General features: G+C 50.1%; 16 protein-coding genes and 1 pseudogene. 13 read left to right on the forward strand and 4 right to left on the reverse strand.

Annotation, left to right across the window (positions count from 1 at the left end):
- Positions 1–47: 47 nt before the first annotated feature.
- Positions 48–1,058, forward strand: a pseudogene (locus CQ012_RS00570) (integrase core domain-containing protein); the annotation flags it as partial.
- Positions 1,059–1,345: 287 nt separating this feature from the next.
- Positions 1,346–2,059 (forward strand): DUF6270 domain-containing protein, encoded by a 714-nt coding sequence (locus CQ012_RS00575; protein ID WP_105661137.1) that lies wholly within the window; start codon positions 1,346–1,348, stop codon positions 2,057–2,059.
- A gap of 226 nt (positions 2,060–2,285) precedes the next feature.
- Here CQ012_RS00575 and CQ012_RS17355 read toward each other — a convergent pair whose 3' ends face one another.
- Complete coding sequence (locus tag CQ012_RS17355) at positions 2,286–4,124, reverse strand: hypothetical protein (protein ID WP_146112872.1); 1,839 nt, start codon at positions 4,122–4,124, stop codon at positions 2,286–2,288.
- Positions 4,125–4,738: 614 nt separating this feature from the next.
- Positions 4,739–5,635 (reverse strand): hypothetical protein, encoded by an 897-nt coding sequence (locus CQ012_RS00580; protein ID WP_146112873.1) that lies wholly within the window; start codon positions 5,633–5,635, stop codon positions 4,739–4,741.
- Between the two features lie 499 nt (positions 5,636–6,134).
- Between CQ012_RS00580 and CQ012_RS00585 the strand changes: the two genes are divergently transcribed.
- The 9 genes from CQ012_RS00585 to wecB all read left to right on the forward strand — a co-directional run bounded on the left by CQ012_RS00585 (position 6,135) and on the right by wecB (position 19,654).
- Positions 6,135–7,142 (forward strand): NYN domain-containing protein, encoded by a 1,008-nt coding sequence (locus CQ012_RS00585; protein WP_105661139.1) that lies wholly within the window; start codon positions 6,135–6,137, stop codon positions 7,140–7,142.
- Between the two features lie 57 nt (positions 7,143–7,199).
- On the forward strand, positions 7,200–8,750 hold the full coding sequence (gene metG, locus CQ012_RS00590) for a methionine--tRNA ligase (RefSeq protein ID WP_181148983.1): 1,551 nt from the start codon (positions 7,200–7,202) through the stop codon (positions 8,748–8,750).
- A gap of 211 nt (positions 8,751–8,961) precedes the next feature.
- Positions 8,962–10,218 carry a nucleotide sugar dehydrogenase gene (locus CQ012_RS00595; protein WP_105661141.1) on the forward strand — a complete coding sequence of 419 codons (1,257 nt, stop codon included), beginning with the start codon at positions 8,962–8,964 and terminating at the stop codon, positions 10,216–10,218.
- The gene (locus CQ012_RS00600; protein WP_181148984.1) at positions 10,181–12,991 is read left to right on the forward strand and encodes a glycosyltransferase; all 2,811 of its coding nucleotides are present in this window, start codon (positions 10,181–10,183) and stop codon (positions 12,989–12,991) included. Before CQ012_RS00595 ends, CQ012_RS00600 begins: the two co-directional genes overlap by 38 nt.
- 32 nt (positions 12,992–13,023) lie before the next feature.
- Positions 13,024–14,229 carry a hypothetical protein gene (locus tag CQ012_RS00605; protein ID WP_146112874.1) on the forward strand — a complete coding sequence of 402 codons (1,206 nt, stop codon included), beginning with the start codon at positions 13,024–13,026 and terminating at the stop codon, positions 14,227–14,229.
- A gap of 42 nt (positions 14,230–14,271) precedes the next feature.
- Complete coding sequence (locus CQ012_RS00610; protein WP_105661144.1) at positions 14,272–15,468, forward strand: glycosyltransferase; 1,197 nt, start codon at positions 14,272–14,274, stop codon at positions 15,466–15,468.
- Entirely contained in the window at positions 15,465–17,144 is a 1,680-nt protein-coding gene (locus CQ012_RS00615) for a glycosyltransferase family 4 protein (protein WP_105661145.1), read from the forward strand. Before CQ012_RS00610 ends, CQ012_RS00615 begins: the two co-directional genes overlap by 4 nt.
- A 68-nt stretch (positions 17,145–17,212) precedes the next feature.
- Positions 17,213–18,451: a UDP-N-acetyl-D-mannosamine dehydrogenase gene (gene wecC, locus CQ012_RS00620; RefSeq protein ID WP_105661146.1), complete on the forward strand. Its 1,239-nt coding sequence runs from the start codon at positions 17,213–17,215 to the stop codon at positions 18,449–18,451.
- 3 nt (positions 18,452–18,454) lie between these two features.
- On the forward strand, positions 18,455–19,654 hold the full coding sequence (gene wecB / locus CQ012_RS00625) for a non-hydrolyzing UDP-N-acetylglucosamine 2-epimerase (RefSeq protein ID WP_105661147.1): 1,200 nt from the start codon (positions 18,455–18,457) through the stop codon (positions 19,652–19,654).
- A gap of 55 nt (positions 19,655–19,709) precedes the next feature.
- On the opposite strand, the gene CQ012_RS00630 is transcribed toward wecB, so the two are convergent.
- Both CQ012_RS00630 and CQ012_RS00635 read right to left on the reverse strand, forming a co-directional pair.
- A complete protein-coding gene (locus CQ012_RS00630) occupies positions 19,710–20,402 on the reverse strand; it encodes a response regulator (RefSeq protein WP_105661148.1) in 693 nt (230 codons plus the stop codon).
- Between the two features lie 7 nt (positions 20,403–20,409).
- Complete coding sequence (locus CQ012_RS00635) at positions 20,410–21,630, reverse strand: sensor histidine kinase (protein ID WP_286134527.1); 1,221 nt, start codon at positions 21,628–21,630, stop codon at positions 20,410–20,412.
- Between the two features lie 195 nt (positions 21,631–21,825).
- On the opposite strand from CQ012_RS00635, the gene CQ012_RS00640 reads away from it, so the two are divergent.
- Complete coding sequence (locus tag CQ012_RS00640) at positions 21,826–22,884, forward strand: 3-isopropylmalate dehydrogenase (protein ID WP_105661150.1); 1,059 nt, start codon at positions 21,826–21,828, stop codon at positions 22,882–22,884.
- 115 nt (positions 22,885–22,999) lie between these two features.
- Positions 23,000–24,094, forward strand: coding sequence for a branched-chain amino acid aminotransferase (locus tag CQ012_RS00645; protein ID WP_105661151.1), 1,095 nt, complete (start codon positions 23,000–23,002; stop codon positions 24,092–24,094).
- The last annotated feature ends 288 nt before the right edge of the window (positions 24,095–24,382 follow it).

A 24,382-nucleotide genomic window follows, 5' to 3' on the forward strand; every position in this document is an offset into this window, starting at 1 on the left:
GTAGCCGGACGTCCGGTACCAACAAACCCTATCCAGCACGCTATTTAGCAGCCATGGCGCTTTGGCAACTCGACGCCTTCGAGTACAGGGCCCTCTCCGATCAGGTGGTGACCGTCTACCGACTCATCGACGATGCGACCCGATTCGACGTGGGCTCCAGCGCGTACGCACGGCATGAGAACAGCGGCGACGCGCAACAGGTGCTCGCAAACGACATCATTGACTACGGGCCGCCCAAGGAAGTCCTCAGTGATAACTCCAAGGCGTTCAACCAGCTCCGTGGTGGAACCATCGGCATCGTGGAGGCCTATTTAGCGTCCCAGGGAAGCATGCCGATCACGGGGTGGCCGGGCAGGTCGACGACTCAGGGCAAGAACGAACGTTCGCACCAGACCCTTCAGCAGTTCCTCAAAGCCAACAGGCCGCAGAATCCTGCGGACGTGCAGAAGCTGCTTCGACGCTACCGTAAACACTACAACCAGCGCCGCCCGCATCAGTCCTTGAATCAGGCAACCCCGCAGAAGGCCTGGGAGCTGCTGGAGCACACGCCGGTCACCGAGCCGATACCGATGGTGGTGCTGGAAGCCAAGGCTGCTGAATACCTGATGAAGCGTAGAATCGGCAGCTCGGCGGTGAATCGGGCTGACCTTGTCGTTTCGAAAACTGGCGACATCCTGAAGAAGCTCACGGAGCAACACGAGCCTGATATGGACCGGGAAAGCCATCAGCTACTGGTACGGGTCAATAAGGACAACTGCCAAGCCTATTATCGGGGCAAGCAGATCTCACTGCCTCAGACCTATGCCGACCGGCAGTTCCTGAGGACGATTACCGACGACGAATTCATCTTGTCGGAACCTGATACCGCGAAAGTGGTGTTGAGCTTCCCTTTGCCCATGGTGGCATTGCGTGTCCATCAGTGGTTTGTGTCCTCGTACTCGATCAGGGGAATTCACTTGGCGAACCAGACAAAGCAGTGGTGCCGGAAGGCCGCCGAGTACCGGGCCCAGTACGAGGCTCGGGAAGAAGACATGCCCGAGGTATTTGATTATCGGTAGTTGGTTGTTGCCGGCGGCGCTCGAAGGGGAGCCGCCGGTAGTTGTGTACAAAGTATTGAGATCGGTTGTCCACGAAGTCACGAGATTTCACACCTTGTAAGGAGAACGGCGGTACCCGCTTGTAAGAACAGAGGTACCTTCAAACGCTATTCTGCAGCCATACCGCATTCATCGAATGCATCCTACCGATACACCCTACTTGGCAGTAAATTGCAACATGCTTGTGTCATGAGCGAGAAGGCCCCTAACTCGCAAATCGTGCTTGGGATTGGATAGGATGTACGTCTATGAAGCGAGTTTTTATTTACGGTGGGTGCACGAGCCGCGATGCTGTTGATTACTATCCCCAACACGGTTTAGAACTCCAAGCGTACGTTGCGAGGCAATCACTGATCAGCGCGTTCAAACCAGCAGCCGTAAACGAGTTTAATACACAGTTCACAGAATCGAACTTTCAACGACGAATGTATGAAGGTGATATCCAAGGGAACTTGGCCGCGACTATAAGAAAGAACGCTCCAAAAATCGATGTTCTGGTCTGGGACTTGATGATTGAGCGTAACGGAGTCGCACGTGTTCGATCAGGCGGCCTAGTAACACGTAATGGTGTTCCAAAAAAGGAAGGTATGGAAGCCATCGGCGGTGCATACGCATTTGCATCCGACGGTCATTTCCGCCTTTGGACCTGGGCATTGGACAGGTGGGTGACATTGCTGGATCAGATGAAATTAAAGGAAAAAACGATACTCAATGCTACTCCTTGGGCTTTGATAGACAATAAGGGGCAACTCGTAAAGTCGCAGGGCGGGATGACGGCAGAATTTTTCAATAACAATATTGAAAGGTACTGGGATGCTGCAGAAGAACAGGGAATCAAAGTAGTGCGCCTACCTCAGGACGTTGCTGTCGCTGACACCGAACACAAATGGGGGAAAGCATTCTTTCACTATGTACCGGAAACTTATGAAGCGCAGCTTGATGCTATAACTAAAGTGATCTAAATATCGTTTGTATTCTTTCGGAGGTCAACTACACACCTTAGCTCAGCTACTCCGGAGCATACTCATAAATAACTAGCCAGGTCAATCTATAATAATATAGAAAGACCTGGCTTTGCACTCCCTGAACATAACATTCAAATAATGCGTATTCAATTTCAATTCATAATAAGATTTATAGTTTAATATAAAGCTCATTATGATCATCGGGACGCCTTAGTTGGCGAATTCAAAATTTCTTTGGACTGCAAAGAAGTCGGCTAGAATTTTGTTCGTCGGACAACCAGAGGAAACTGGACAGTAAAGCGTATAGAGTTCGTATTCTAACTCTGGTGTTTGCCGGCCGTTTAACTAAGATGTCAATTTCGTTCAGATTAAATATTTTCGCGAGCTCAACCTGATCACGCGTGCGAATGACTAGTGACACTGCTTGTCGGGCGTGAGCGCGGCCAGCTATTTGGGATGCACGGGATTTAATTTTCTTGGCGTACTCGACGTCTTCTTTAGTCGTCTTCGGAATCGCTAACACTCCGGAATTGATCGGTAACGGCTTACTCGATGATGCGTCGTCAAACTTCGGACGTACGTGGTTATATGAAATAGGCTGTGTATAGCCGTGTTTACTTGTGACCGACTCACCGAATTTTATAGAGTCAAAAGGAACCGAAAGTAGTGGTTCGCACATTCTTTTCATTAACTCAAATCCAATTAGATTATCCATCCGCTTCTTGAGTCCCAGTTTGAATGCAAGTTTAATCCCAGAGGGTGAATAAAGGGGGTCAAAGCGATTTATGTAACGATTCCAGTTACTTGTTATTACTCCGACAAAGTAACGATTTCTAATTTGAAGGTACAGGAAATCAGGTAAATCATCTTCGGCGACTCCGAGTTTTCTTCCTTTGTCTAGTTCAGCATCGATTTTCGATGCGTAACTGCTAATGAACTTACTGGAGAATAAACCAGATCCATCTGGCGAGAATAGGTAAGGGCCCCAAATCGTTGATCCGAAATATTCCCCGGTCAATTTCCCACTATCAAGTCGACCAATTCGAGTTCCGTAAAATGACCTGAACGTTTCGCCATAGCCGCCACTTAGTAATGTGACATCGGATTCCTGGTGCCCAGCGCTAGGGCCGGTTGGGAGTATTCCGCTTGATACCAACATTGAACTTAGGAGTGCTCCACCGTAATCAGAAACTTGGTAGTCGCTCGGTGTTCCGTTGCGTAGAGTCATTATCGCGCCGACTTTTGCCGCGGCGGATTGAGCTATTTTCGTGTCTTCTTGCACAGGGTCACCCTTACAGAAGAAGCGAAACTGATCCACTACTCCTTGGGATTTCGCAGCTGCAAGAACGAGCCGGCTATCAAATCCACCTGTTAGATGAGCAATCCTCTCCGCAGAGCCGCTATTTGCCGCGGCTCGCACATTTTGTTGGATCTCAATCGTGGCTAAATCTAATAGTTCTTCAGCTGACAGCTTTGTGTTGAAGAATTCCTTTGAGTCCTCGTAATAATTAATAGAAATACCACTCCGTGAAACGGTTGCGTATTGCAACATGTCCAGAGTGGAGACTTCGATGTAACTACTCTTTGTGAAGCCACCATTGCTCGATACCGAGAGTTCTAGCGCATAGTTGATAGATTTTGTAAGTGGGAGATTTAGTCGAGCAGTTAGTTTCTCTATAACTTGAAGATCGCCAGTTAAAATATCGACGCCAGAATTAGAATAGTGAAAGAGGATTGCTTCACCAAGGAGGTCAGGTAATGCGTATAAAGTATGAGAAGAATTATTCTTCAAGTAAGCGATTCCGGCTCCACGGAATGAACTGCTAAATGTAGCTACTGGTTCGTCCGTGTCCAACGAGGGGAGTAGTTGTTCGAATAGATCTGAATTAGATTTGACGAATTTTTCATTCAACACACCGTTGCCTTGAAATCCAAGTACGGACCATTTGCCATGGTGAACGATATTGGATTCCGAATAGAAATAACAGTTATCCGAAAGATGCAGGTCGTCAATTGAATCTAATTTATTATTACTCCAAATGACGGCTGGAAAGTTTTTCATTATATCCTCACTTTTTACAATTTAAGATGAATCATTTTCGGATCATCTTCATTTCCGTGAGCGGAATCATCTTCTTAATGTAATCCGGCTAGCGGTAACTTCGAAAATAATAAATTGTTTATAGTCAATTATTATTATTTGAGATTGTGAAGACGACCAGTTTTGGCCCGATCGTTTGATCGGGTCTCACTGAAACGCTTGGCATGGCTGCGCATTTCATTACTCTTATAAAAAGTACAGTCGTGTCAACATGGATCTGGCTTGATTCGTATTGTAACGAGTATATGCGATTCTGACGGTACATTTTGAAACGATGATAGATGATTTCTGCATTCGAGTAGTCGCGGAACACTGGAGTGACGTATCTGACTCGGTACACAGGCAACCTGTCGAAATCCTCTCACGATGTCAGTCTTGTAAGGTTAGTTCACCGAGAACCCAGTACCTTTCCAAACTTCCCACTTCGTGGTATGCCGTGTGGCGATCTAGTTTCCACTAGAGGATTCGATTCATCAGCGATTGACGATAATAAACGTATGGCTTGAGCGGAACCCAAGCCATACATCTCACTGTTGCTTTGCTTCATGCATCTAAAGCCGCCATCCTAGAATCGGCTAAAAACCGCGTTTGCTGCGCCAAAATTCGAGAGCTTTAGATAGGTGTTCGTCGTATTCGGCAGGAGTTATCTTCCCATGTCCCGAGACTTGTCCCCTATAGAGGGAGAACATCATATTGCCACGAGGTGAGACGCCATCGTCGGAGCGCAAGCCGGTGGCATCCTTAAACGGCATGTAGTGGTTGGTTACATGCGATGTATCTTCGACACTTTGTGCATAGTAGACAAAGTTTTCTGGATTTCTCTGATGGTAGTGCCGAACCATATCGAATCGTTCCGGGAAAGCCTGAAGTAGCGAGTGTCGATTCCAACCGGGCCATGCTATTTGGAAGTAAGTATTAACTACTGATTCAATGTAATTTGCGATGTTAGTTTGTGGCTCTTGGACAAATGCCATTGACCCTGGCATCATGGCAGAAATCCTGAGTGCAGCATAGCCACCACCAGAACCACCGATGAAGATAACGTGCTTGGAGCCGGTTTTTCCTTGCGCCTTTTTAATGGCTTTTAAGATGGGTAACGCTGGGTCAAATCCGGCGCCGCCTAGATACCAGGACAGCAACATTTTTTGATCCACATCCATTTTCATCGTCGGATCGGCGAAGGCAATTAGCGCAGATGCTCGTCCTCGCATAGAACTGATTCGCGAAAACTTTGGATAGAAATTGTTGTTAGGTAGGTTTGCTCCCATGAACGTGACAACTAATTCATCATTGGAACCGAGCTGCGCATAAAAATCCAAGGAAAGTCCGTTGCCAAGCGGCACTGTGTGTAAAGCTGTCCGTTGGCCAGTAAAATTGAGCGAGTTCGTCCCACGCTGATGTACTAAGGGCACTCGGAAGAATTCGTTGAATTCTTCTTTGAGTTTGGTTTTGGGATTAATCAATACAGTCACCGTTCAAGGATACAGCGTCTCCAATTGAGGTTGAATCAACAGTTCGCGGGTTACGTACGATGTTGTAATCGCGGTTCTGCAACTTGGAACGTTCCAAGTCACTATTTGGGATCACATAGGATAATTTGGCCTGCGGTCTGTTTAAGGTACATGCGAACTTTCAGTCGGCACGTGGTTGCTCTCTTTTGAGGTGCAGCCTTATGCGGTATCTACCACTCAGCCAAGCGTGAGAGGTTGTTTACAACTCGGTGAAGGTAAGTTTATGTGTTGCAACTTCTTAGGCGATTCTCGGATCGACGGATTGACTGGTGGATGTGAAGATATCCATTCTTAAGCGCCCGAGTGACATTGCGTACGAATAGTACGAGGTCAGGTACGGGTGACGTTCAATCGACCACCTCATCGAAGTGAATCGAACGACGTAGCCCGATTGTCAAATACCGATTTGAAAATATTCTCGTGACGACGTCTCTTGCCTTGTTGTCAGTAGTATCGAAGCATGATGAATCAAACTGCAATATTTATTGATGCCGGATTTCTGCTCTCATTAGGCGGTCATCGTGCCGCCGGAACAACCTTACGATCAGCCTTTACAACACATTACGAGGCGCTGGTACGCGGGATCGTGCAAACCGTAAAGAAGAACACGGGTCTTAACAACCTCCGTGTTTATTGGTACGACGCCTCGAAAGACGGGCTATTTACTGAACAGCATAAGCGGATTGGTTTGATACCCGGCGTTAAAGTGCGCCTAGGCCGTATCTCCTATAACGGCGAGCAAAAGGGCGTGGACCTGAGACTGGCGCTGGACCTAGTAGGGGTTGCCCGTAATGGTTCGGCATCAATTGCTTACTTGGTATCCGGCGATGACGACCTCGCCGAGGCCGTCGAAGAAGCGCAAGACTTGGGCATGAAAGTAGTGTTACTGGGCGTAGCGAAATCCGATAGCCGTCTTGGGGTAGCCTCGGTGGCTGAACACCTGGCTTTGACCGCTGACTACATTGAAATCGTTCCGAACCAACTATTGGATAGCGCATTCACTAAAGTTCTCGAATGGGACAAAAATCATTCTGAAAAGACGTCTCTAATTGCTAGTGCATCTTCGGAAACAGAAGCAAAACCAGCCGCGAAGACGTCGATTCCTACTCCTGCCGTCATGGCTCAGAAGCCAGTTATCAAACCAGCCGTTGAACCGGAGGTCGAACCTGTGGTGATCTACTCCAGTGGTGGTGAAAGTTCTGGCTATCAGGGTTCCGCGGCTTATGAGCAACAAGAGTTGAAGGTTGCAGAAGAGATCGGCGCTAAGGTTGCTGAATCCTGGCTTGCCTTCACGACACAGTCTGACGTAGTAGAACTCATTGCTGACAAGCCGCAACTGCCACCCGAAATAGACAGGACTTTGCTCAAGGATTGCGCTCAAGTGCTAGGGGAATGGAAAACTGATCAGCAGATCATCCGCCGCACGCTTCGAGGTGCCTTCTGGGAGTATTTGGACAGGATCATGTGACGAGTCAGTACAATCTGGAAATCCGCTTTCTGGCGCTAGCTAAGGTAAATTTATATCGTGACTTCACAGCAGAAACCTTTTTACATCACCACGGCTATTTCTTACCCGAATGGTACCCCGCACATTGGGCATGCCTACGAGGTAGTGGCTACCGACGTCATGGCTCGATTCAAGCGCCTAGATGGTTTTGACGTCTTCTTCTTGACTGGCACCGATGAGCATGGCCAGAAGATGATGCAGACCGCAGAGAATCTTGGGGTCACGCCGGCTCAGCTGGCCCAGCGTAACTCGGATGCATTCCAGGCCATGAATGATGAGCTGGGTACAAGCTACGACCGCTTCATCCGTACCACTGATGCAGACCATCATGCGGCTGCGCAGGAACTCTGGCGCCGCATGGAAGCCAATGATGACATTTACTTGGATAAGTACGCAGGATGGTACTCGGTACGCGATGAGGCCTTCTACACCGAAGACCAGACGGAAGTGCGCGAGGACGGTATTCGTTATGCCGTTGAAACCGACACCGAAGTTGCTTGGACTGAAGAAGAGTCCTACTTCTTCCGCTTATCCAAGTACCAGGACAAGTTGCTGGAGTACTACCAGAACAACCCTGAATTCGGCGCGCCACGTTCCCGCTTCAATGAAGTAGTACGGTTTGTCGAAGGCGGTCTGATGGACCTTTCGATCTCTCGAACAACTTTTGACTGGGGCATCCCAGTACCAGGCAACGAGAAGCATGTAATGTACGTCTGGGTAGACGCCCTGACCAATTACCTGACGGGCGTTGGATTCCCGGACGTTGAGTCTGCTTCTTTCCAGAAATACTGGCCGGCGGATGTCCACGTGATCGGCAAAGACATCTCTCGATTCCACGCGATCTACTGGCCAGCATTCCTGATGTCTGCAAAACTGCCATTGCCTAAGCGCGTCATGATCCATGGATTCCTGCATAATAACGGCGTGAAGATGTCCAAATCCCTGGGCAACACTGTTTCCCCAGATGATTTTGTGAACCGTTATGGCTTGGACCAGGTACGCTACTTCTTCTTGCGTGAAGTTCCGTTCGGTGCCGACGGCAGCTACAACCACGAGACCATCGTTGCCCGTATTAACGGTGACCTGGCCAATAACTTCGGCAACCTTGCACAGCGTTCACTTTCGATGGTCGCAAAGAACTGTGGGGGAGTAGTCCCGACCCCGGGCGAATTGCTAGAAGCTGATCAGCAGATTCTGGAAGCAGCCGGCAACCTGCTGGAGATCAACCGCGATGCTTTCTCGCGTCAGGAATTCAGCAAGGCACTTGAATCCGTTTGGCACGTTCTGGGCGATACCAATGCCTACTTCGCTGAGCAGGAGCCATGGAAGCTGAAGAAGACCGATCCTGAGCGTATGGCTACTGTCTTGTACGTGACCATTGAGATTGTCCGCAAGGTGGCATTGCTGCTTCAGCCAGTATTGCCCCAGGCCATGACTTCTATGCTCAATGCGTTGGCAGTTGGCGAAGGTTCGGCGCGGACCTTCGAGTCCTTTGATAGCGCTTTGGTCCCAGGCACTGAGCTGCCAGCTCCTTCTCCTGTGTTCCCACGCTACGAGGAACGGGAATAAGTAGTTTTCTGGGCCGTGTTTTAGGGCAATCGACGTTTACTGCGTAGCAGATGGTCGCATAGAGCGAATAATTCCAAATACGTTAGAATGGTCGAGGCTTGTTTGACTCGACTGAGGACTTGTTGTGATTGCGGATACAAATTCGGGTCAAGGAATTGAACTCACAATCATGCAAAGAACGAAAAATATTTGAAAGAGAGACATAGGAAATATGCAAAAACTTGTAGTCGTAGGCCAGGGATACGTTGGCCTTCCACTTTCCCAGGGTGCCACACACGCCGGACTTCAGGTCACGGGCCTCGAATTGAATAAGACTGTCGTTGAGAACCTCAATAATGGAATCTCACATGTTGACGATATCTCTAACGATGACCTTTCTGTTTTACTCGGCAAGGGCTACCGCGCAAGCAACGATCCATCTGTTATTGCAGATGCTGACGTCGTCGTCATCTGTGTGCCTACTCCGCTTGGTGAAGCCGGTAGCCCAGATTTAGGCGCAGTTATCGGAGCAACGAAAACCATCCGTGACAACCTTGCAGGCGAGACTCTGGTAGTTCTCGAATCCACAACTTACCCAGGCACAACCGAAGAAATTTGCCTGCCAATCCTAACCGAGAACGGTGCAGTGCTTGATCAGGACCTGTTCTTGGCATTCTCGCCTGAACGCATTGATCCGGGCAACCAAACCTACGGTTTGAAGAACACCCCCAAGGTAGTCGGTGGAATGACTGTCGAGTCCGGTGACCGCGCGGTTGCATTCTACAGCCAGTTCATTGATTCTGTGGTCCGCGCCAAGGGTGCCAAGGAAGCTGAAACTGCAAAGCTTCTGGAAAACACTTATCGCCACATCAACATCGCCTTGGTTAACGAAATGTCCAAATTCTGCAACGAGATGGATATTGACCTCTGGGACGTCATCAATGCTGCTAAGACCAAGCCCTTCGGTTTCCAAGCCTTCTACCCAGGCCCAGGCGTCGGTGGACATTGCATCCCAATTGATCCAAACTACTTGAGCTACTCGGTTCGCAAGTCACTCGGGTATCCATTCCGTTTCGTTGAACTTGCTGAGGAAATCAATAACTCGATGCCACGCTACGTCGTAGATCGAGTGCAGAACGTTCTTAACGAGTCCGGTATGGCTTTGAAGAATGCCAAAGTTCTTCTTTTGGGTGTCACTTACAAACAGGATATTGCTGACCAGCGTCACTCGCCGGCGCTGCCGGTCGCAGAAGTATTCCTGGAGCGCGGTGCGGATGTCTCTTTCCACGATCCAAAGATTGATGAGTGGTTCGTTGGCGGGCAGTCCTTCGCGCGCGTCGACTCGCTCGAAGAGGCCGTTGCGAATGTTGACGTAGTTGTGCTGTTGCAGAACCATGCAAGCTACAATCCAGACGCCCTGGCAACATCCAGCAAGGCATTCTTCGACACTCGTGGTGTTTCTGCAGGCAACGCTGCAGTACGCCTGTAAGCCGAGAGATTTACGGATGCTAAGAAAATTACACGGTTTTCAGCCCTGGCAGATTGCCATACTCGCAGCGAGTGCATTCGGTTTCATTCTGGCCGTAGTTGGAGGGTTGTTGAAGCTGAATGTACTAGTAGTTATCGGTATCGGTGCCGCGGTTCTCGGTACCTCTGGACTGCTCCTACTGTTCAGCCGTCAAACTTGGCGTCAGTTAAAGAAACTCGACGCAAAAGTCGGCGAGCTGTCCTACGGCGTTGCTTCCATTGATTTATCACCGGTTTCAGCTCATACTGATGGATCTTCTTTTCCTCCGACTGCCGGACCATTGCCAGCAATCGGACTCGACAATGAATGGGCACGCCGAATGCCGCACATTCGGTCAGATATGGAGACATTCGCGCTTCGTTCCAAGAGCACTCGTATCCGCGACTCGATAGCACTTGCCGCGACCAAAGGGACGCTGAAGTATAAGCCGCTTCGTGAAATGCTCACGGTTACAGACATGGGAATGATCGATCGCAATCGATTGGAAGTCGTCCGTTCATGGGATAAGGACATGCTGCTGACCCTGGCGCGTTTGGCCGCTAACCAACGTGCGTTTGAAAGCGATATGAACGATTCCGTGCGCCTCTTCAATTTGGTGGAACGCTACTTCGGTATCAAGGCTCTCGGTCGGAACGACCGACTAATTTACGTTGAGGTGCTGACTGAGACTGGAGAACTAAAGAAGCAGCGCGAAGCGATCAAACGCTTTGGCATTCGCAACAAGTTTCCAGTTCAAGGTGAGCTTCTGCGCTTAAATTCAGTACACCATGTTGATAACGGCGTTACTGAACGATGGTTGGCTGAACTTAACTTGCTGTTCCGAAAGGAAGGTCTCGCAGAAGTTCACTTCGCCGGATCTGACTCCAACGCGGCGATCGACCGTTTACGAAGCGACACCAAGAAGATTACCGACGGACCGAAAGTTTCCGTACTTGTACCGTCATTCCGTGGTGGAGTGCTCCTTAAGACTGCCTTAATTTCCTTATTAGAACAGACTTGGGACAATCTCGAAATTATCGTCATTGATGATTGCTCGGGCGAAGAATACGAACAGTATCTTGTCGAGGCAGAATCAATGAGCACCAAAATTAAGGTCTTGCGTCAGTCGGAGAACCTTGGTGCCTATTGCGCGAGAAACGCAGGACTAGCAATTGCGCAGGGCGACTTCATCACTGTTCATGACGATGACGACTGGTCTCACCCTGACAAGATAGCTCTTCAGGTGACGAATTTGATCGAGAATCCTGACCTACCGGGTAACATGTCGTTACATGCTCGTTCCACAGAAGATCTGAAGTTCCTGCGTATTAACAACAATCCACAGTTCGCCCAGCCAAACTTCTCTTCATTGATGGTCCGTCGATCTTTGTTCGACGAGATTGGTCCTTGGGATACGGTCAACCGCGGTGCGGATGCTGAATTCCGAGATCGTCTCGTACGGCGGTTTGGAACACCTATTCAGTCAGTAGGGCAGATGGCGCTTTCCTTCACCCGCACGCGTGAAGGTTCACTTACTGCAGGCGAAATGAGCCGAGGATTCGTTGACCCATCGCGTCTTCTTTACCTCGCAAGCTATACGAAGTGGCATGGCCAGTTCGCAGAGAGTCCTGAGAGTATCCATCGAGGGCAGAATCGTGAATATATGATTCCCTCCACGATGGAAGCCGGCAAGCGCGGTGCTGATCTCGGAACATTCGATGTTGTCTATGTGACAGATTTCCGGTTCCCAGGCGGGACGACCACTTTGACCCTTGCGGAAATGAAAGCAGTTGCACAAAGCGGTAAACGCGTCGGATTTATTCATTTGGAGTCTCCGCTAAATAAAGCATCAACGCCGATTAATGATGGTCTCTTCACGCAGCAGAACAGTGGCAAAGTTGAGCAGCTCAGCTTAGGCGACGTTGCTCATGTCCATGTTTTGATAGTGCGTCACCCATCAGTGGTGACTTTCTTGGAGCGTGCCGATTCCAAGATTTCTGTCGACCATTCTCTCTTAATTGTGAATAACCCGCCGGTCAATAAGGGTGGCAGTGGCATGGTCTTCGATTTGGAAGTTTGCGTTGATAACATGGATCGCCTTTTTGGCACTGAAACCTACGTTATTGGTGAGTCCGATCTGACTCGCAAGCTTTCAGTTCCTTTGGCTCCAGCGTCTAGACTGTTGGAGAGCACCTGGCCAGGCGTGATAGCAAGCGGAAGTGTTCCGTCACCTGATTTTGAGAAGAAGCCTGTTCTCGGACGGCACTCAAGGGATCATGTTTTGAAATGGCCTTCGACCCTAGAAAAGTTCCGTTCAGCATACGTATCGGATAGCTATGAGACAGAAATTCTCGGCGGCGCTACAGAACTTCGTAAGAAGTTGGGTGAGGTAGCAACTGAAGGTATCACCGTTCATGAATTCGGCTCCATGGAAGTTGATGACTTCCTAAGCACAGTCGATTTCTGGGCGTACTTCCACGACGACAAGCTAACTGAGTCCTTCGGCATGTCTACTGCGGAAGCCATGGCGGCGGGAAAAGTGGTTATTCTTCCAAGGTACATGGAAACGACGTTCGGTGATGGCGCTGTATACGCTGACTCCCATGAGGTTCATAGCGTTATTATGCGATATTGGTCCGATCGTGATCTATATCTTGAGCAGTCGGAAAGGGCTAGGAAATACATCGCTGATCGCTACGGCATCGATGCGTTAATGAAGCGTCTCCAGTCATTTGATGATCAGGAAGTCGCTTAAGTAGTCCTGAGACCAATGGGAAGCATATCTACATGAGTTCAAACTCATTACGGGTGATTGCGCGCAGTCTTCGAATCAAATTCGATAGGCTGCGCGCTATATCCACGTATAAATACATGTTTAGTGGAAACGTTGTTGGCTTGACGTTTTCCAAAGGATCTGAAAAGCCACATGTGCTTTTCGTGACCAGTAACGGTGCTGGTATGGGGCATATAACGAGATGCCTAGCTATAGCCAGTAGCGGGAGGGCGGCATTTCAGTCGTCCTTCGTAACCCTCTCCACTTCCGCAGAAGTCATCGGGAAGCAGGGATTCGAGTATCTGCATTTCGCGAGTTCCGGTACTACTGGTCAACCTGCCCGTGTCTGGAACAATAATTTTTACCACTTCTTCAACCAATTATTGCGCAGGAACAAATTTGACGCCGTAGTCTTCGACGGAACCTGGATTTATCGAGGACTGCGCGACGTGCTGGATAATAATCCGGACGTAAAGTTAGTTTGGTTACGCCGTGGTCTTTGGAAGAAATCGGCTAGCGTGGAACAACTGCCAGAGATGGAAGCTTACTGCACGAAAATTCTAACTCCTTGGGATATTGGACAGCATCTAGATCATGGCGCGCTGTCCCGGGTAAACACTCAAACCCCTGTTCGAGGAATCGTTCTATCGGAAGGAGCCTTACTCTCCCGCGAGGTAGCCCTTGACGAGCTGGAGCTGGATCCCTCAAAGCACTACGCACTCATTCAGCTTGGGGCCGGAAATATCAACGATATTTCCGAGACTCGCAAGAAAGTGATCGAAGCGATTCAGAAACTATCGAACGGTCTAGTTATTCCGGTCATTGCTTCGTCTCCATTAAGTGGGCAAACGCAGAGCGAATTCAGTTTAAAAACTATACGGAAATATCCGATTTCTCCTTATTTGCTAGCCTTCGATTTTGTCGTATCTGCAGCTGGATATAACAGCATTCATGAATTAATTAGGTGGAGCATCCGATCACTGGTAATACCAAACTTGGATGCCAGCACGGATGACCAGAAAGCCCGTGCTTACGCTTTGCAAGACGGGGAAAATCACTTTACAGCGTTGACGGATGCGGAGATTGAATCGGGAATTTCTGCATTGCTCATTAAGAATGTAGAGGCGTCAGAGCCCCAATCCTCCGACACTGTGTATTCGAAATTTATTGATTCTGGTGACAACGCTGCACAGGTTATTAGTGAGACCGTGGGATTGTGAAAACAGATTATGTTCGGATGAATGGAATAGACGATAACTAGTATGAGAATTCAGTTGCTGACTCATTCATTCGGGTCCGAGATTTCTCCGCCGCAGCGGCGTTGGTCAACGTTCATTGAATCTTTTCTTGAGAACGGGGCGGACGTCGACGTTGTTGCGCCCAATCGGAAACAGGGAAATGCCTGGACACCATTCAGCGACGGAGTCCTAGCAAGAGTAAGCGGAAAGTTTGCTTTATACTCGTTCGCGTTCCGTTTTAAGGCACTGCGTTGGTATTCGAAAATAGTCGTACAGTTCTTAATGATCATATTTATGATCCCTTGCGCCTTACGTGCGCCAAAACCGGATTTATTGATAGTAACCGTACCTGCTTTACCCACACTGGTAGCTGGATACGTTGTTTCTAAATTGCGCAGTGTTCCGATGATCGTTGAAATGCGCGATGCATGGCCAGAGCTCTTGGAAGAGTCAGGCATAATCCGTTGGAAAGCTGTTGAGCGAATGGCCGTACGTAGCATTAGGCACATGCAGAATTCAGCATCAAAGGTTATTGCCGTGACTCCGGGTCACGCAGAAAAATTGTTTGCTCAGGGCTGCAAAGACATTGATGTCGTAACTAATGGTTATCGATTCAAGAAATTCAAGAAATCCAAAAGCCGGAGTTACTCCAATAGTCGTCGATTACGTGTATTGTACCTGGGAAACCTAGGGGAGAGCCAAGGACTACAGAAGGTGCTGGATATAGCGGCGGTTTCAAAAAACTGGATGGATCTTCGAATTGTTGGCAGTGGATCGGCGCTTCCTTTGTTGCGAAAGCGAGCGAACGAGTTGGGTCTGGGCGATATCTTTAACCCTCCGGTTAAGGGTGAAGAAGTTCTAGCTTGGTATGACTGGGCAGATAGTTGCATTGTTTCACTTCGGGAAGATTGGGAAAGCTTTGAGTACACTGTGCCGTCCAAACTCTTCGAGTTAGCAGGCTACGGATGTCACGTCACCGGCTTAGTAACTGGCGAAGCGCGAGGATTAATTGAAAAGTATGGCCTTGGTTCCGTTTATTCGGGCGATGTGCTGTCGATAGCGCAGGCCTGGTCGGCGGACGCTCCGAGAATTGCCGGTTGGCAACCAAACCCGAGAGTTCTTAGTGAATTCAAGAACCGCTTCGACTTAGAGCGATTGGGTCATGAATACTTTAATCTTTTAAGATTACACCGGCAGCAAATCGAAGGAAGAGAATCATGAAATCCTCTCTTAGGATTCGCGGACTGCTAGCTTTATCCCGCATAGGATTAAATGGCGTACGAGAAGATCCTATTCATTTTGCTTTACTAGTTTCTCGTAGGTTCGCATCCAGCAAAATTTTCCTTCAAGTCACTATGCGAATAGGGCGAATTCTAGAAAATAGAGCCCTGTCGAAAACTGGATTTGCAAACCGAATGCGTAGCTCCATACATCTACTGGAGGGAAAGCCGAATGAGGCTTTCAAAGTGTTGGAGGGCTCTGAAGATGCAAAAACTCAGTGTGCCCGAGCCAGGATTCTTGCTTTCTTAGGTGAGTACGAGATGGCTTTTACTACGGCGTTCAAGGCGGGAAGAAGAGGCCGGCGACTCGCCAGGCAGTATGGTGCGGAAAAAACAGTACTTTCAACGCCCGTACTGCCTAAAATGGCGTTGGCTAATGGTGGGCGAGTGAAGGGACGTAAAGTATTGCACCTGCTTAGTAATTCCTTGCCTTTCACCAACAGTGGATACACCCAGAGGAGTCATAGCGTACTAAAATCGATTCAGAACGCGGGATGGGATGTTTTCCCATTTTCGCGCGTAGGCTATCCCTGGATTGTAGGGGTTTTACCCAGTCTGGAAACCAACGAGATCGACGGAGTCACTTACCGCCGCCTTTTACCGAAGACTATTCCAGATACAGTAACTGAACGCCTAGACGTTCAGTCGCACCTGTTATCGGAACAAGTCAAAGAGATTGACCCCTCGGTCCTTCACACGACGACTGAGTTTTTAAACGGTATCTCTGTCAAAGAAGTCGCGGAGAGCTACGGTATTCCTTGGGTCTATGAGGTACGGGGACAGCTTGCTGACACTTGGCTTTCTGGCTGCGACGATCGTAGCCGCGACTCTTTCCGGTACGTTAGTTTCAGAGCTCGCGAAGCTGAGATCGCCAAGTCAGCTGACGCTGTTATCACTCTTGGCAGCACCATGAAGAACGAATTAATTGCCTCCGGCGTGGACCCAGACCGTATACTCATCTGTCCTAACGCCGTGGGAGAAGAATTTATAGAGAATGTTCCTGAAAAGTCCGCTAGTCGCCAGGAGCTTGGCCTTGATGACGAGATGCAATTGATTGGCACTGTATCGAGCTTGGTTGGTTATGAGGGACTCGACTTGCTTGTTCGTGCGTTCGCTGGGCTTGTTCCGAACAATCCTAAACTGCGTTTAGTGATCGTAGGGGACGGCACCGAACGGACTCGACTTATTGATCTAGCCGCTGAACTTGGCGTTAGAGACCGAACAGTATTCCCGGGCCGAGTTGAGAAGAACCGAGCACGCCTATATCATCGAGCGTTGGATGTTTTTGTTGTTCCTCGTCGTGATTTAGATGTGACACGTGCTGTAACCCCGCTCAAACCAGTTGAAGCGATGGCGTTTGAAGTGCCGGTGGTAGCTACGGATCTTCCAGCATTGCGAGAGATCGTCGATGATGGGGTAGATGGTTTGCTCTTCAATGCCGGTGACCAGATAGATCTTGCTGAAAAGATACGAATTTTACTGGGTGACGAGGCAGTAAGAGAAACGATGGGTCGGGCCGGTCGTCGAAAAGTATTAGCGACCAGAACCTGGGCCGCCAATGCGGAACGTATAACCGCTCTGTACAGTTCGTTGTGTGATGAGAGAATTAAGCAGTAGCCATCTTTTATCGCCGTAGTAAGCGCTAGATTGACTAAGCGCAAATATACTTTGGAAGTTGAGTAAGAATGTCGGAAATTGATGTCTGTGTCGTGGGCATGGGTTATATAGGTTTGCCCACTTCAGTTGTATTGGCCAAAGCCGGCTGGCGAGTACATGGAGTAGACATTAATGAGAAAGCCGTCGAATTATTAAGTAACGGCGTCGCGACGTTCGAAGAACCGGGCATATCGGCGGCTTTGAAAAGTAGCGTCCTCAGCGGGAACCTCACTGTAGGTTCGGTTCCGAAGGAATCCAAGGTATACATCATTGCGGTGCCTACGCCCATCGATGCAAATTTTGAACCAGATACTTCCTACATTCGGTCGGCCGTTGAATCAGTAGCTTTGTTGGCGAAAGCGGACGACTTATTCATTTTGGAGAGTACTTCGCCTGTAGGGACGACGGAAATGATTCGCGATATCTTGCATGATCTGAGGCCCGACCTCACCAATGCGTTGATGTACTTTGCCCACTGTCCTGAACGAGTCATACCCGGTCGCATGATGAAAGAAATCATTAGCAATGATCGCGTCGTTGGGGGAATCGATGCAAATTCCGCAGAAAAGGCAGCGAACCTGTACCGTTCGTTCTGCGAAGGAGAAATACATCTTACAGATGCACGAACAGCTGAACTTACCAAGCTAACGGAAAATTCGTTCCGCGATGTCAATATTGCATTTGCTAACGAGCTTTCAATCGTGGCAGATCATCTGGGCGTTAACGTTTGGGAAGTCATTGAGCTGGCCAATAAGCATCCTCGTGTTCAGATTCTTCAGCCTGGCCCGGGCGTAGGTGGGCATTGTATTGCTGTGGATCCTTGGTTCCTCGTTGCTTCAGCACCAATGAAGACATCTTTAATCCGTTCTGCACGCAGAGTCAATGATTCCAAGCCTAGGTTCGTAGTGGATAAGATCGCGACGTACCTACGTGAGACTAATCGCGAGAGCGTGGCGCTCTTGGGACTGGCTTTCAAAGCAAATGTAGATGACCTTCGCGAGTCACCTGCTGTAAACATCGCCGTAGAATTGGCGGAACATTTTCCAAATGTAAGGCTTAGCATTGTCGAACCGTTCGTCGATGAGCTACCACGAGCGCTTCAAAACTTCGATAATGTACACCTTGTTGATCTTCAGGTTGCCTTTGATAACGAACAATTGATTGTATTGTTAGTCGATCACGACATTTTTAAATTGATTCCGAAGAGTACTCTGGAAGCCAAAGACCTGGTGGATACACGAGGTATGTGGAAAGAATTGGATATCTAGTCCGTGAAAGCAAAAAAACTGCTGGTAATTTTCGGAACGCGTCCGGAAGCAATTAAGGTCGCACCTATAATTCGAGCAGCCAAGTGCTCCCCCCAGTTGGAATGCGTGGTTGCGGTTACCGGTCAACATCGAGAGCTGTTAGATCAGGTGAACACGCTTTTTGGAGTGGTTCCTGATTTTGATTTGGACGTATTCACTACGGCTCAGTCTCTGAATCGCCTGGTTGCACGAATTATAGATGGTTTGGATGGTGTCTTTGACGCATGTGAACCGGACGCCGTGTTGGTGCAAGGTGATACAACGAGTGCTGTTGCTGGTGCCATTGCGGCTTTCTACCGAGGGATTCCAGTCGTTCATGCGGAAGCGGGGCTGCGGAGCTATAATTTGCTTTCGCCTTTCCCGGAAGAAGCTAACCGCAAAGTTGCGAGCCAACTCGCCACGCTTCATTTAGCGCCAACTATGTTTAACAAGCGAAACCTGTTGAACGAAGGAATCAGCGAAAACGCCATCGTAGTTACAGGCAACACAGTGATTGATGCCCTGCTCGAAACTCTCTCAGACGAGATCAGTTTCTCCGACAGGCGTCTTAAGGATCTGGAATCTTCGGGGCGACGCATTGTCACCGTGACGACTCACCGTCGTGAGAACCATGGCGAACGAATGGCATCTATCGCGAATGCAATATCCGTAATCGCTAAGTCAGCTCCCGATACGGATTTCGTATTGCCATTGCACTGGAATCCTGCTGTACGTGAACGCATTATCCCCGCAACTGCAGGGCTTCCCAACGTTATAGTTACTGATCCATTGAATTATGCTGAGTTCACCAAGCTACTTAGCCTCTCGTCTGTTGTCCTTACCGACTCGGGTGGGGTTCAGGAGGAAGCTCCGAGTTTAGGCAAACCCGTCCTTGTAATGCGTTCGAATACGGAGCGTCCTGAAGGTATTGTTGCGGGCTCTGTAAAATTGGTAGGAACTGACACTGAGGACATAGTCCGTGAGATGCTTATACTCCTAGAAGACCAAGCCGTTTTTGATTCAATGGCAACCGCAGTGAATCCGTATGGGGACGGCAATGCTTCCTTTAGAAGCATTGAAGCCATTAAGGAGCTGCTCGGTGTCGGGCAACGCGCGGAGGAATTTAATTCTTGGAATCCTAGCGAAGAACAATTAGTGCGTGCTGCTCGCATGATTCACAGGTAGAACCTTTCCATAAGGCCTAAGGTACGGTGTGGGCCGGTGTCTGGATTTCTAAGACTCAGACACTGGCAATACCAGTTTGGTAGGCGATGACTACCGCCTGGACCCGGTCACGAGCTTCCAATTTGGCCAGAATATGACCCACATGGGTTTTGACTGTGGCTTCTGACAGGAATAGTTTTTCTGCGATTTCCGGGTTGGAAAAGCCTTCTGCAATCAAGCCAAACACTTCCCGCTCGCGAGGTGTCAGCGATTCAACAGCGGCAATGAGGTGATCCTTGTGCTGTGACGAGCTCTTCTTGAGCATTGGAGCCATGTGATCCAGCAACCGTCGAGTGGTCGATGGCGCTATGACGGCATCTCCTCGATTGACGGTGCGTACTGACTCCAAGAGTTCTTCGGGGGGCGCATCCTTCAAAAGAAAGCCGCTGGCGCCGGCTTGAATGGCGCTTAGCGCATATTCGTCCATGTCGAAAGTCGTCAGCACGATGATCTTGGGACCATCCGCAGCCTTCTTATCTGGATCCAGTAGGCGTTCGGTAGCTTCGATGCCGTCCATTTCCGGCATTCGCACGTCCATCAAGATGACATCCGCCTGTGCCATCAGTGGTGCAGCTAGTGCTTCACGGCCATTGCCAGCTTCAACAATGACTTCCATATCCTCTTGGGAATTAATGAGCATTCTGAAGCCACTGCGAACCAAGAGCTGATCATCGACCAAGCCGACCTTGATGGCATCTGTATTAGGCATTTGAATATTAGTCCTCGGTGTAAGGGATGGAAACATTAACGGCGAAACCGCCCCCGGTCCGGGGGAGTGCAGTGCAGGTACCTTCATATAATGCTACGCGTTCTTTCATGCCCTGCAGACCTTGCCCTACGCCTTCCAGGACGATGGAACCGGCACCTCGCCCATCGTCGCTGACGCTCAAATTCAAGCCCCGGGAAGTCCACTCAATATGGACTTGGGTCTGTGTGTCAGGACCAGCGTGCTTAATGACATTCGTGAGCGATTCTTGAACGCATCGATAGATTGTGAGCTCCGCGCCTGCCGGTAGTTCTTTCCGCGGGGTTCCAGAGGTTTCGAGATGGACATTCAGTCCGGACACGGCAACGCTTTCTACGAGTTCAGGTACGTTTGCCAATGACGGAAGAGGGCGATTCTCCAACTCCTCATCTTTGCGTAGAACTCCCAGAAGCCTGCGCATTTCTTTCAGTGAAGCGCGGCCAGTATCTGAAACTGTCTTCAGGGTCTCGATTGCAATCTCCGGGTCTTTCGCCGCCGCATATCGTGCCCCGTTAGCCTGGGTGATGATGACAGAGAGCGAATGGGCCACGATGTCATGCATCTCGCGGGCAATGTGGTTTCTCTCGTCGGAAGCTGCCAGAGCGCGCTCGGTGAGGCGTTCCTTCTCGAGGCGTTCGGCATGATCCCTCAGGGACTTCATGGCCAGACGCCTCGTTCGCGCTAAGTCACCGAAGGTCCAAGAAAGGGTGACAACCAATGCAAGACCCACGAAAGAGATCATCATGTCGAAGGTAAAGACGGGTGATGGATCAGGTGAGTACCTTGAGGCCCCGAACATGCTGAACGTCGCCAACAACGCGCCAATCAGACCCAGCCCCAGCGTGCTGAATGACTGCCAGCGTTTCCCGTAGACAGCCATGGTGTAAACCATAATTGGAACGGATACTTGCGAGAACATCATTAGCCCATCAAAGCCCAGTTGCAATAGATGTCCGATGGCGACAACGAGGGTCGCTGCCCATGGGCAGCGGCGCCGCACCATCAGCGGCGCTGACTGGAGAAGAGAGAGACTCAGCACGGCGAGAACGGCGGCAACTGACATTGAAGAAGCGAGGCTGAGGGCTGCTGGAATGCAGAACAGCGTGTACAGCAGGCCGGTGATGAAATCTACTCGTCCGGGATTCTCGCGGATCCAACCGTCAATTCGACGGTGGGGATTGGCAAAGATCAAGAGTTCCTGCAATTCGACGTGTTAGTAACTGTTGATCCTTATAGCGAAGCAAAGGATCTGTTTATCTAAGGTTATCGGCAACGAAGACGGCGATGCCTCATGCCCAGGGAGGAAATATGTCGGCGAAAACTAATCGGATCTCATTATTTGAGATGAACTCTCAAATGGCGGACGCCAGTCGATAGAATCTGTGCCATGGGAAATGTAATTGATATTGCGGTCATTCCGGGTGACGGTATTGGCCCAGAAGTTGTTGCCGAAGCGGTTAAGGTTCTGAAGTTCGTCACTAATGGTGGCAAGAACGAGATCAAGCTGACCGACTACAAGCTTGGTGCAGAGCATTGGCTGGCGACTGGCGAAACACTTCCGGATGCGACGCTGGGAGCTCTTAAGAAGCACGATGCCATTCTCTTCGGCGCTGTTGGCGCTGCCCCTGGAGATACGCGCATTCCGTCCGGAATTATCGAGCGCGAAATGCTTCTGAAGCTCCGCTTCTCGCTGGATCATTTCGTGAATCTGCGTCCGGCTAAGCTCTATCCTGGAATTGAGAGCCCCCTGGCTAACCCCGGTGAAATTGACTTCGTGGTGGTTCGCGAAGGTACCGAAGGCCCGTATGTAGGCAACGGTGGTTCGGTGCGCACAGGCACCGCGCATGAAATCGCTACCGAAGTATCGGTAAATACCGCCTACGGTGTGGAACGTGTTGTGCGCGACGCCTTCCGCCGTGCATCAGAGCGTGAACGCAAGCGTGTCACCCTGGTGCACAAGCACAACGTGCTGGTGCACGCGGGGCATTTGTGGAAGCGCACGGTCGAAATGGTGGCGCAGGAATTCCCAGAGGTTACCCACGATTACCTGCACGTGGATGCGGCTACCATCTTCTTGACCACGGACCCATCGCGTTTCGACGTGATTGTCACTGACAACCTCTTTGGCGACATCCTCACCGACCAGGCCGGCGCCATTACCGGTGGTATTGGCTTGGCCGCCAGTGGCAACATCAATATGGACCGTACCTACCCATCGATGTTTGAGCCGGTTCATGGTTCCGCTCCGGATATTGCCGGCCAGCAGAAGGCAGACCCAACCGCGGCGATTCTGTCCGTGGCACTGATGCTTGATCACCTCGGGTTGGCTGAAGAAGCCCGCACAGTTGAGCAAGCTGTTGAAAAAGAGATCACTTCACGTCAAGAATTGACCGATAATCGCACCACAAGTGAAATTGGCGATGCAATTGTGGCATTACTGGCATAAGCTGAAAGTGACGTTTCTGGTTAGCTAATAACCAGTAGCAAATTCCACGAACGGATGTTCCGCAGAGGCGTGGAGCATCCGTTCTTTGTTTATTGAACTAGGAAGTCCAGGGTAGATGGAATTCACCGAAAATCTCTCAACGAATCTCAAGAGCGAACAGGACCGAGCCGGCGTCTTGGCTAATCCTGGGTTCGGAGACTTCTTCACTGACCACACCGCAGTTATCGACTGGTCAGCAGACGATAGCGGCCGTAACGGTGAATGGCATGATGCTCGAATTGAGCCATACGGCCCTATCGCCATGGACCCGGCGGCTTCAGTACTGCATTATGGCCAGGAAATCTTTGAAGGTCTCAAGGCCTACCGCCATGCCGATGGTTCGGTATGGACTTTCCGCCCGCAGGCCAACGCTGCCCGCATGAACAAGTCGGCTCAGCGCCTAGCACTCCCGCAGCTGGATGAAGATGTTTTCGTCGACTCGCTGCGCAAGCTGGTAGCAACGGATATCGATTGGGTTCCTACCGGTGACGGTGAAGCCCTGTACCTGCGTCCATTCATGATTGCTACCGAAGCATTCCTTGGTGTGCGTGCAGCGCGTGAGGTTTCCTACCGCGTCATCGCATCACCAGCAGGCAATTACTTCGGTGGCGAACTCAAGCCAGTGGCCATTTGGGTGTCGAAGAACTACGCACGAGCAGGCCGAGGCGGTACAGGTTCGGCTAAGTGCGGTGGCAACTACGCGGCCTCGCTCGTAGCCCAGCTGGAAGCTGAAGAAAACGGCTGCAAGCAGGTTCTGTTCCTTGACTCCTTCAATGACAATGCCGTTGAAGAGCTCGGGGGCATGAATGTCTTCTTCGTAACGAAGGACAACAAGCTGGTGACCCCAGCGTTGACCGGAACCATTCTTGAAGGCGTGACCCGTTCGTCGGTCATCCAGCTCGCGAAGGATCGCGGCATGGAGGTGGAAGAACGCAAGATCACCTTGGATGAGTGGCGTGAAGGCATCGCCTCAGGCGATATTGCCGAGGTCTTCGCTTGCGGTACAGCAGCGGTGATCACCCCAATCGGCCTGCTGAAGAACGGCGAAGAGCTCATTGGTGAGGAGAATGCTGCAGCCGGTGAGGTGACCATGTCCATTCGCGAAGAACTGCTGGGAATCCAGCGCGGTACCGTAGAAGACCGCCACGGTTGGCTGGAACGGTTGGCCTAACAGTGGGGGTGTCGCATTTGCCATAATTGCGAAAAGCTTGGCGCCCACAGTAATGGAACTTCTCGTAGGTTCGAGGCAATTTTTGAAAATTTGTGCATGGTGCGCCGAAGGACTTATCTTGGCCCCGCGCATAGTTCATTTTTCGAAGTTTTGAGGTTATAAGAGGTGTCGTCAGACTCGGAAAAGCTCTCTAGAAAAATCACCCGCAGGACGATTCTGGCTTCTACGCTTGCAATTGGTTCATCGATGGCAAGCGCCTCGACTATCAGTGACGGTAGGCACGGCTCA

This window comes from Arthrobacter sp. MYb214, from assembly GCF_002979865.1.
GTDB lineage: Bacteria > Actinomycetota > Actinomycetes > Actinomycetales > Micrococcaceae > Glutamicibacter.

Excerpts from the sequence above, each read along its gene's own strand:
- CQ012_RS00575 (WP_105661137.1), top strand. The coding sequence starts at position 1,346 with ATGAAGCGAGTTTTTATTTACGGTGGGTGCACGAGCCGCGATGCTGTT.
- CQ012_RS17355 (WP_146112872.1), bottom strand. The coding sequence starts at position 4,124 with ATGAAAAACTTTCCAGCCGTCATTTGGAGTAATAATAAATTAGATTCA.
- CQ012_RS00585 (WP_105661139.1), top strand. The coding sequence starts at position 6,135 with ATGATGAATCAAACTGCAATATTTATTGATGCCGGATTTCTGCTCTCA.
- CQ012_RS00595 (WP_105661141.1), top strand. The coding sequence starts at position 8,962 with ATGCAAAAACTTGTAGTCGTAGGCCAGGGATACGTTGGCCTTCCACTT.
- CQ012_RS00605 (WP_146112874.1), top strand. The coding sequence starts at position 13,024 with ATGAGTTCAAACTCATTACGGGTGATTGCGCGCAGTCTTCGAATCAAA.
- CQ012_RS00610 (WP_105661144.1), top strand. The coding sequence starts at position 14,272 with ATGAGAATTCAGTTGCTGACTCATTCATTCGGGTCCGAGATTTCTCCG.
- CQ012_RS00615 (WP_105661145.1), top strand. The coding sequence starts at position 15,465 with ATGAAATCCTCTCTTAGGATTCGCGGACTGCTAGCTTTATCCCGCATA.
- wecC (WP_105661146.1), top strand. The coding sequence starts at position 17,213 with ATGTCGGAAATTGATGTCTGTGTCGTGGGCATGGGTTATATAGGTTTG.
- CQ012_RS00630 (WP_105661148.1), bottom strand. The coding sequence starts at position 20,402 with ATGCCTAATACAGATGCCATCAAGGTCGGCTTGGTCGATGATCAGCTC.
- CQ012_RS00640 (WP_105661150.1), top strand. The coding sequence starts at position 21,826 with ATGGGAAATGTAATTGATATTGCGGTCATTCCGGGTGACGGTATTGGC.
- CQ012_RS00645 (WP_105661151.1), top strand. The coding sequence starts at position 23,000 with ATGGAATTCACCGAAAATCTCTCAACGAATCTCAAGAGCGAACAGGAC.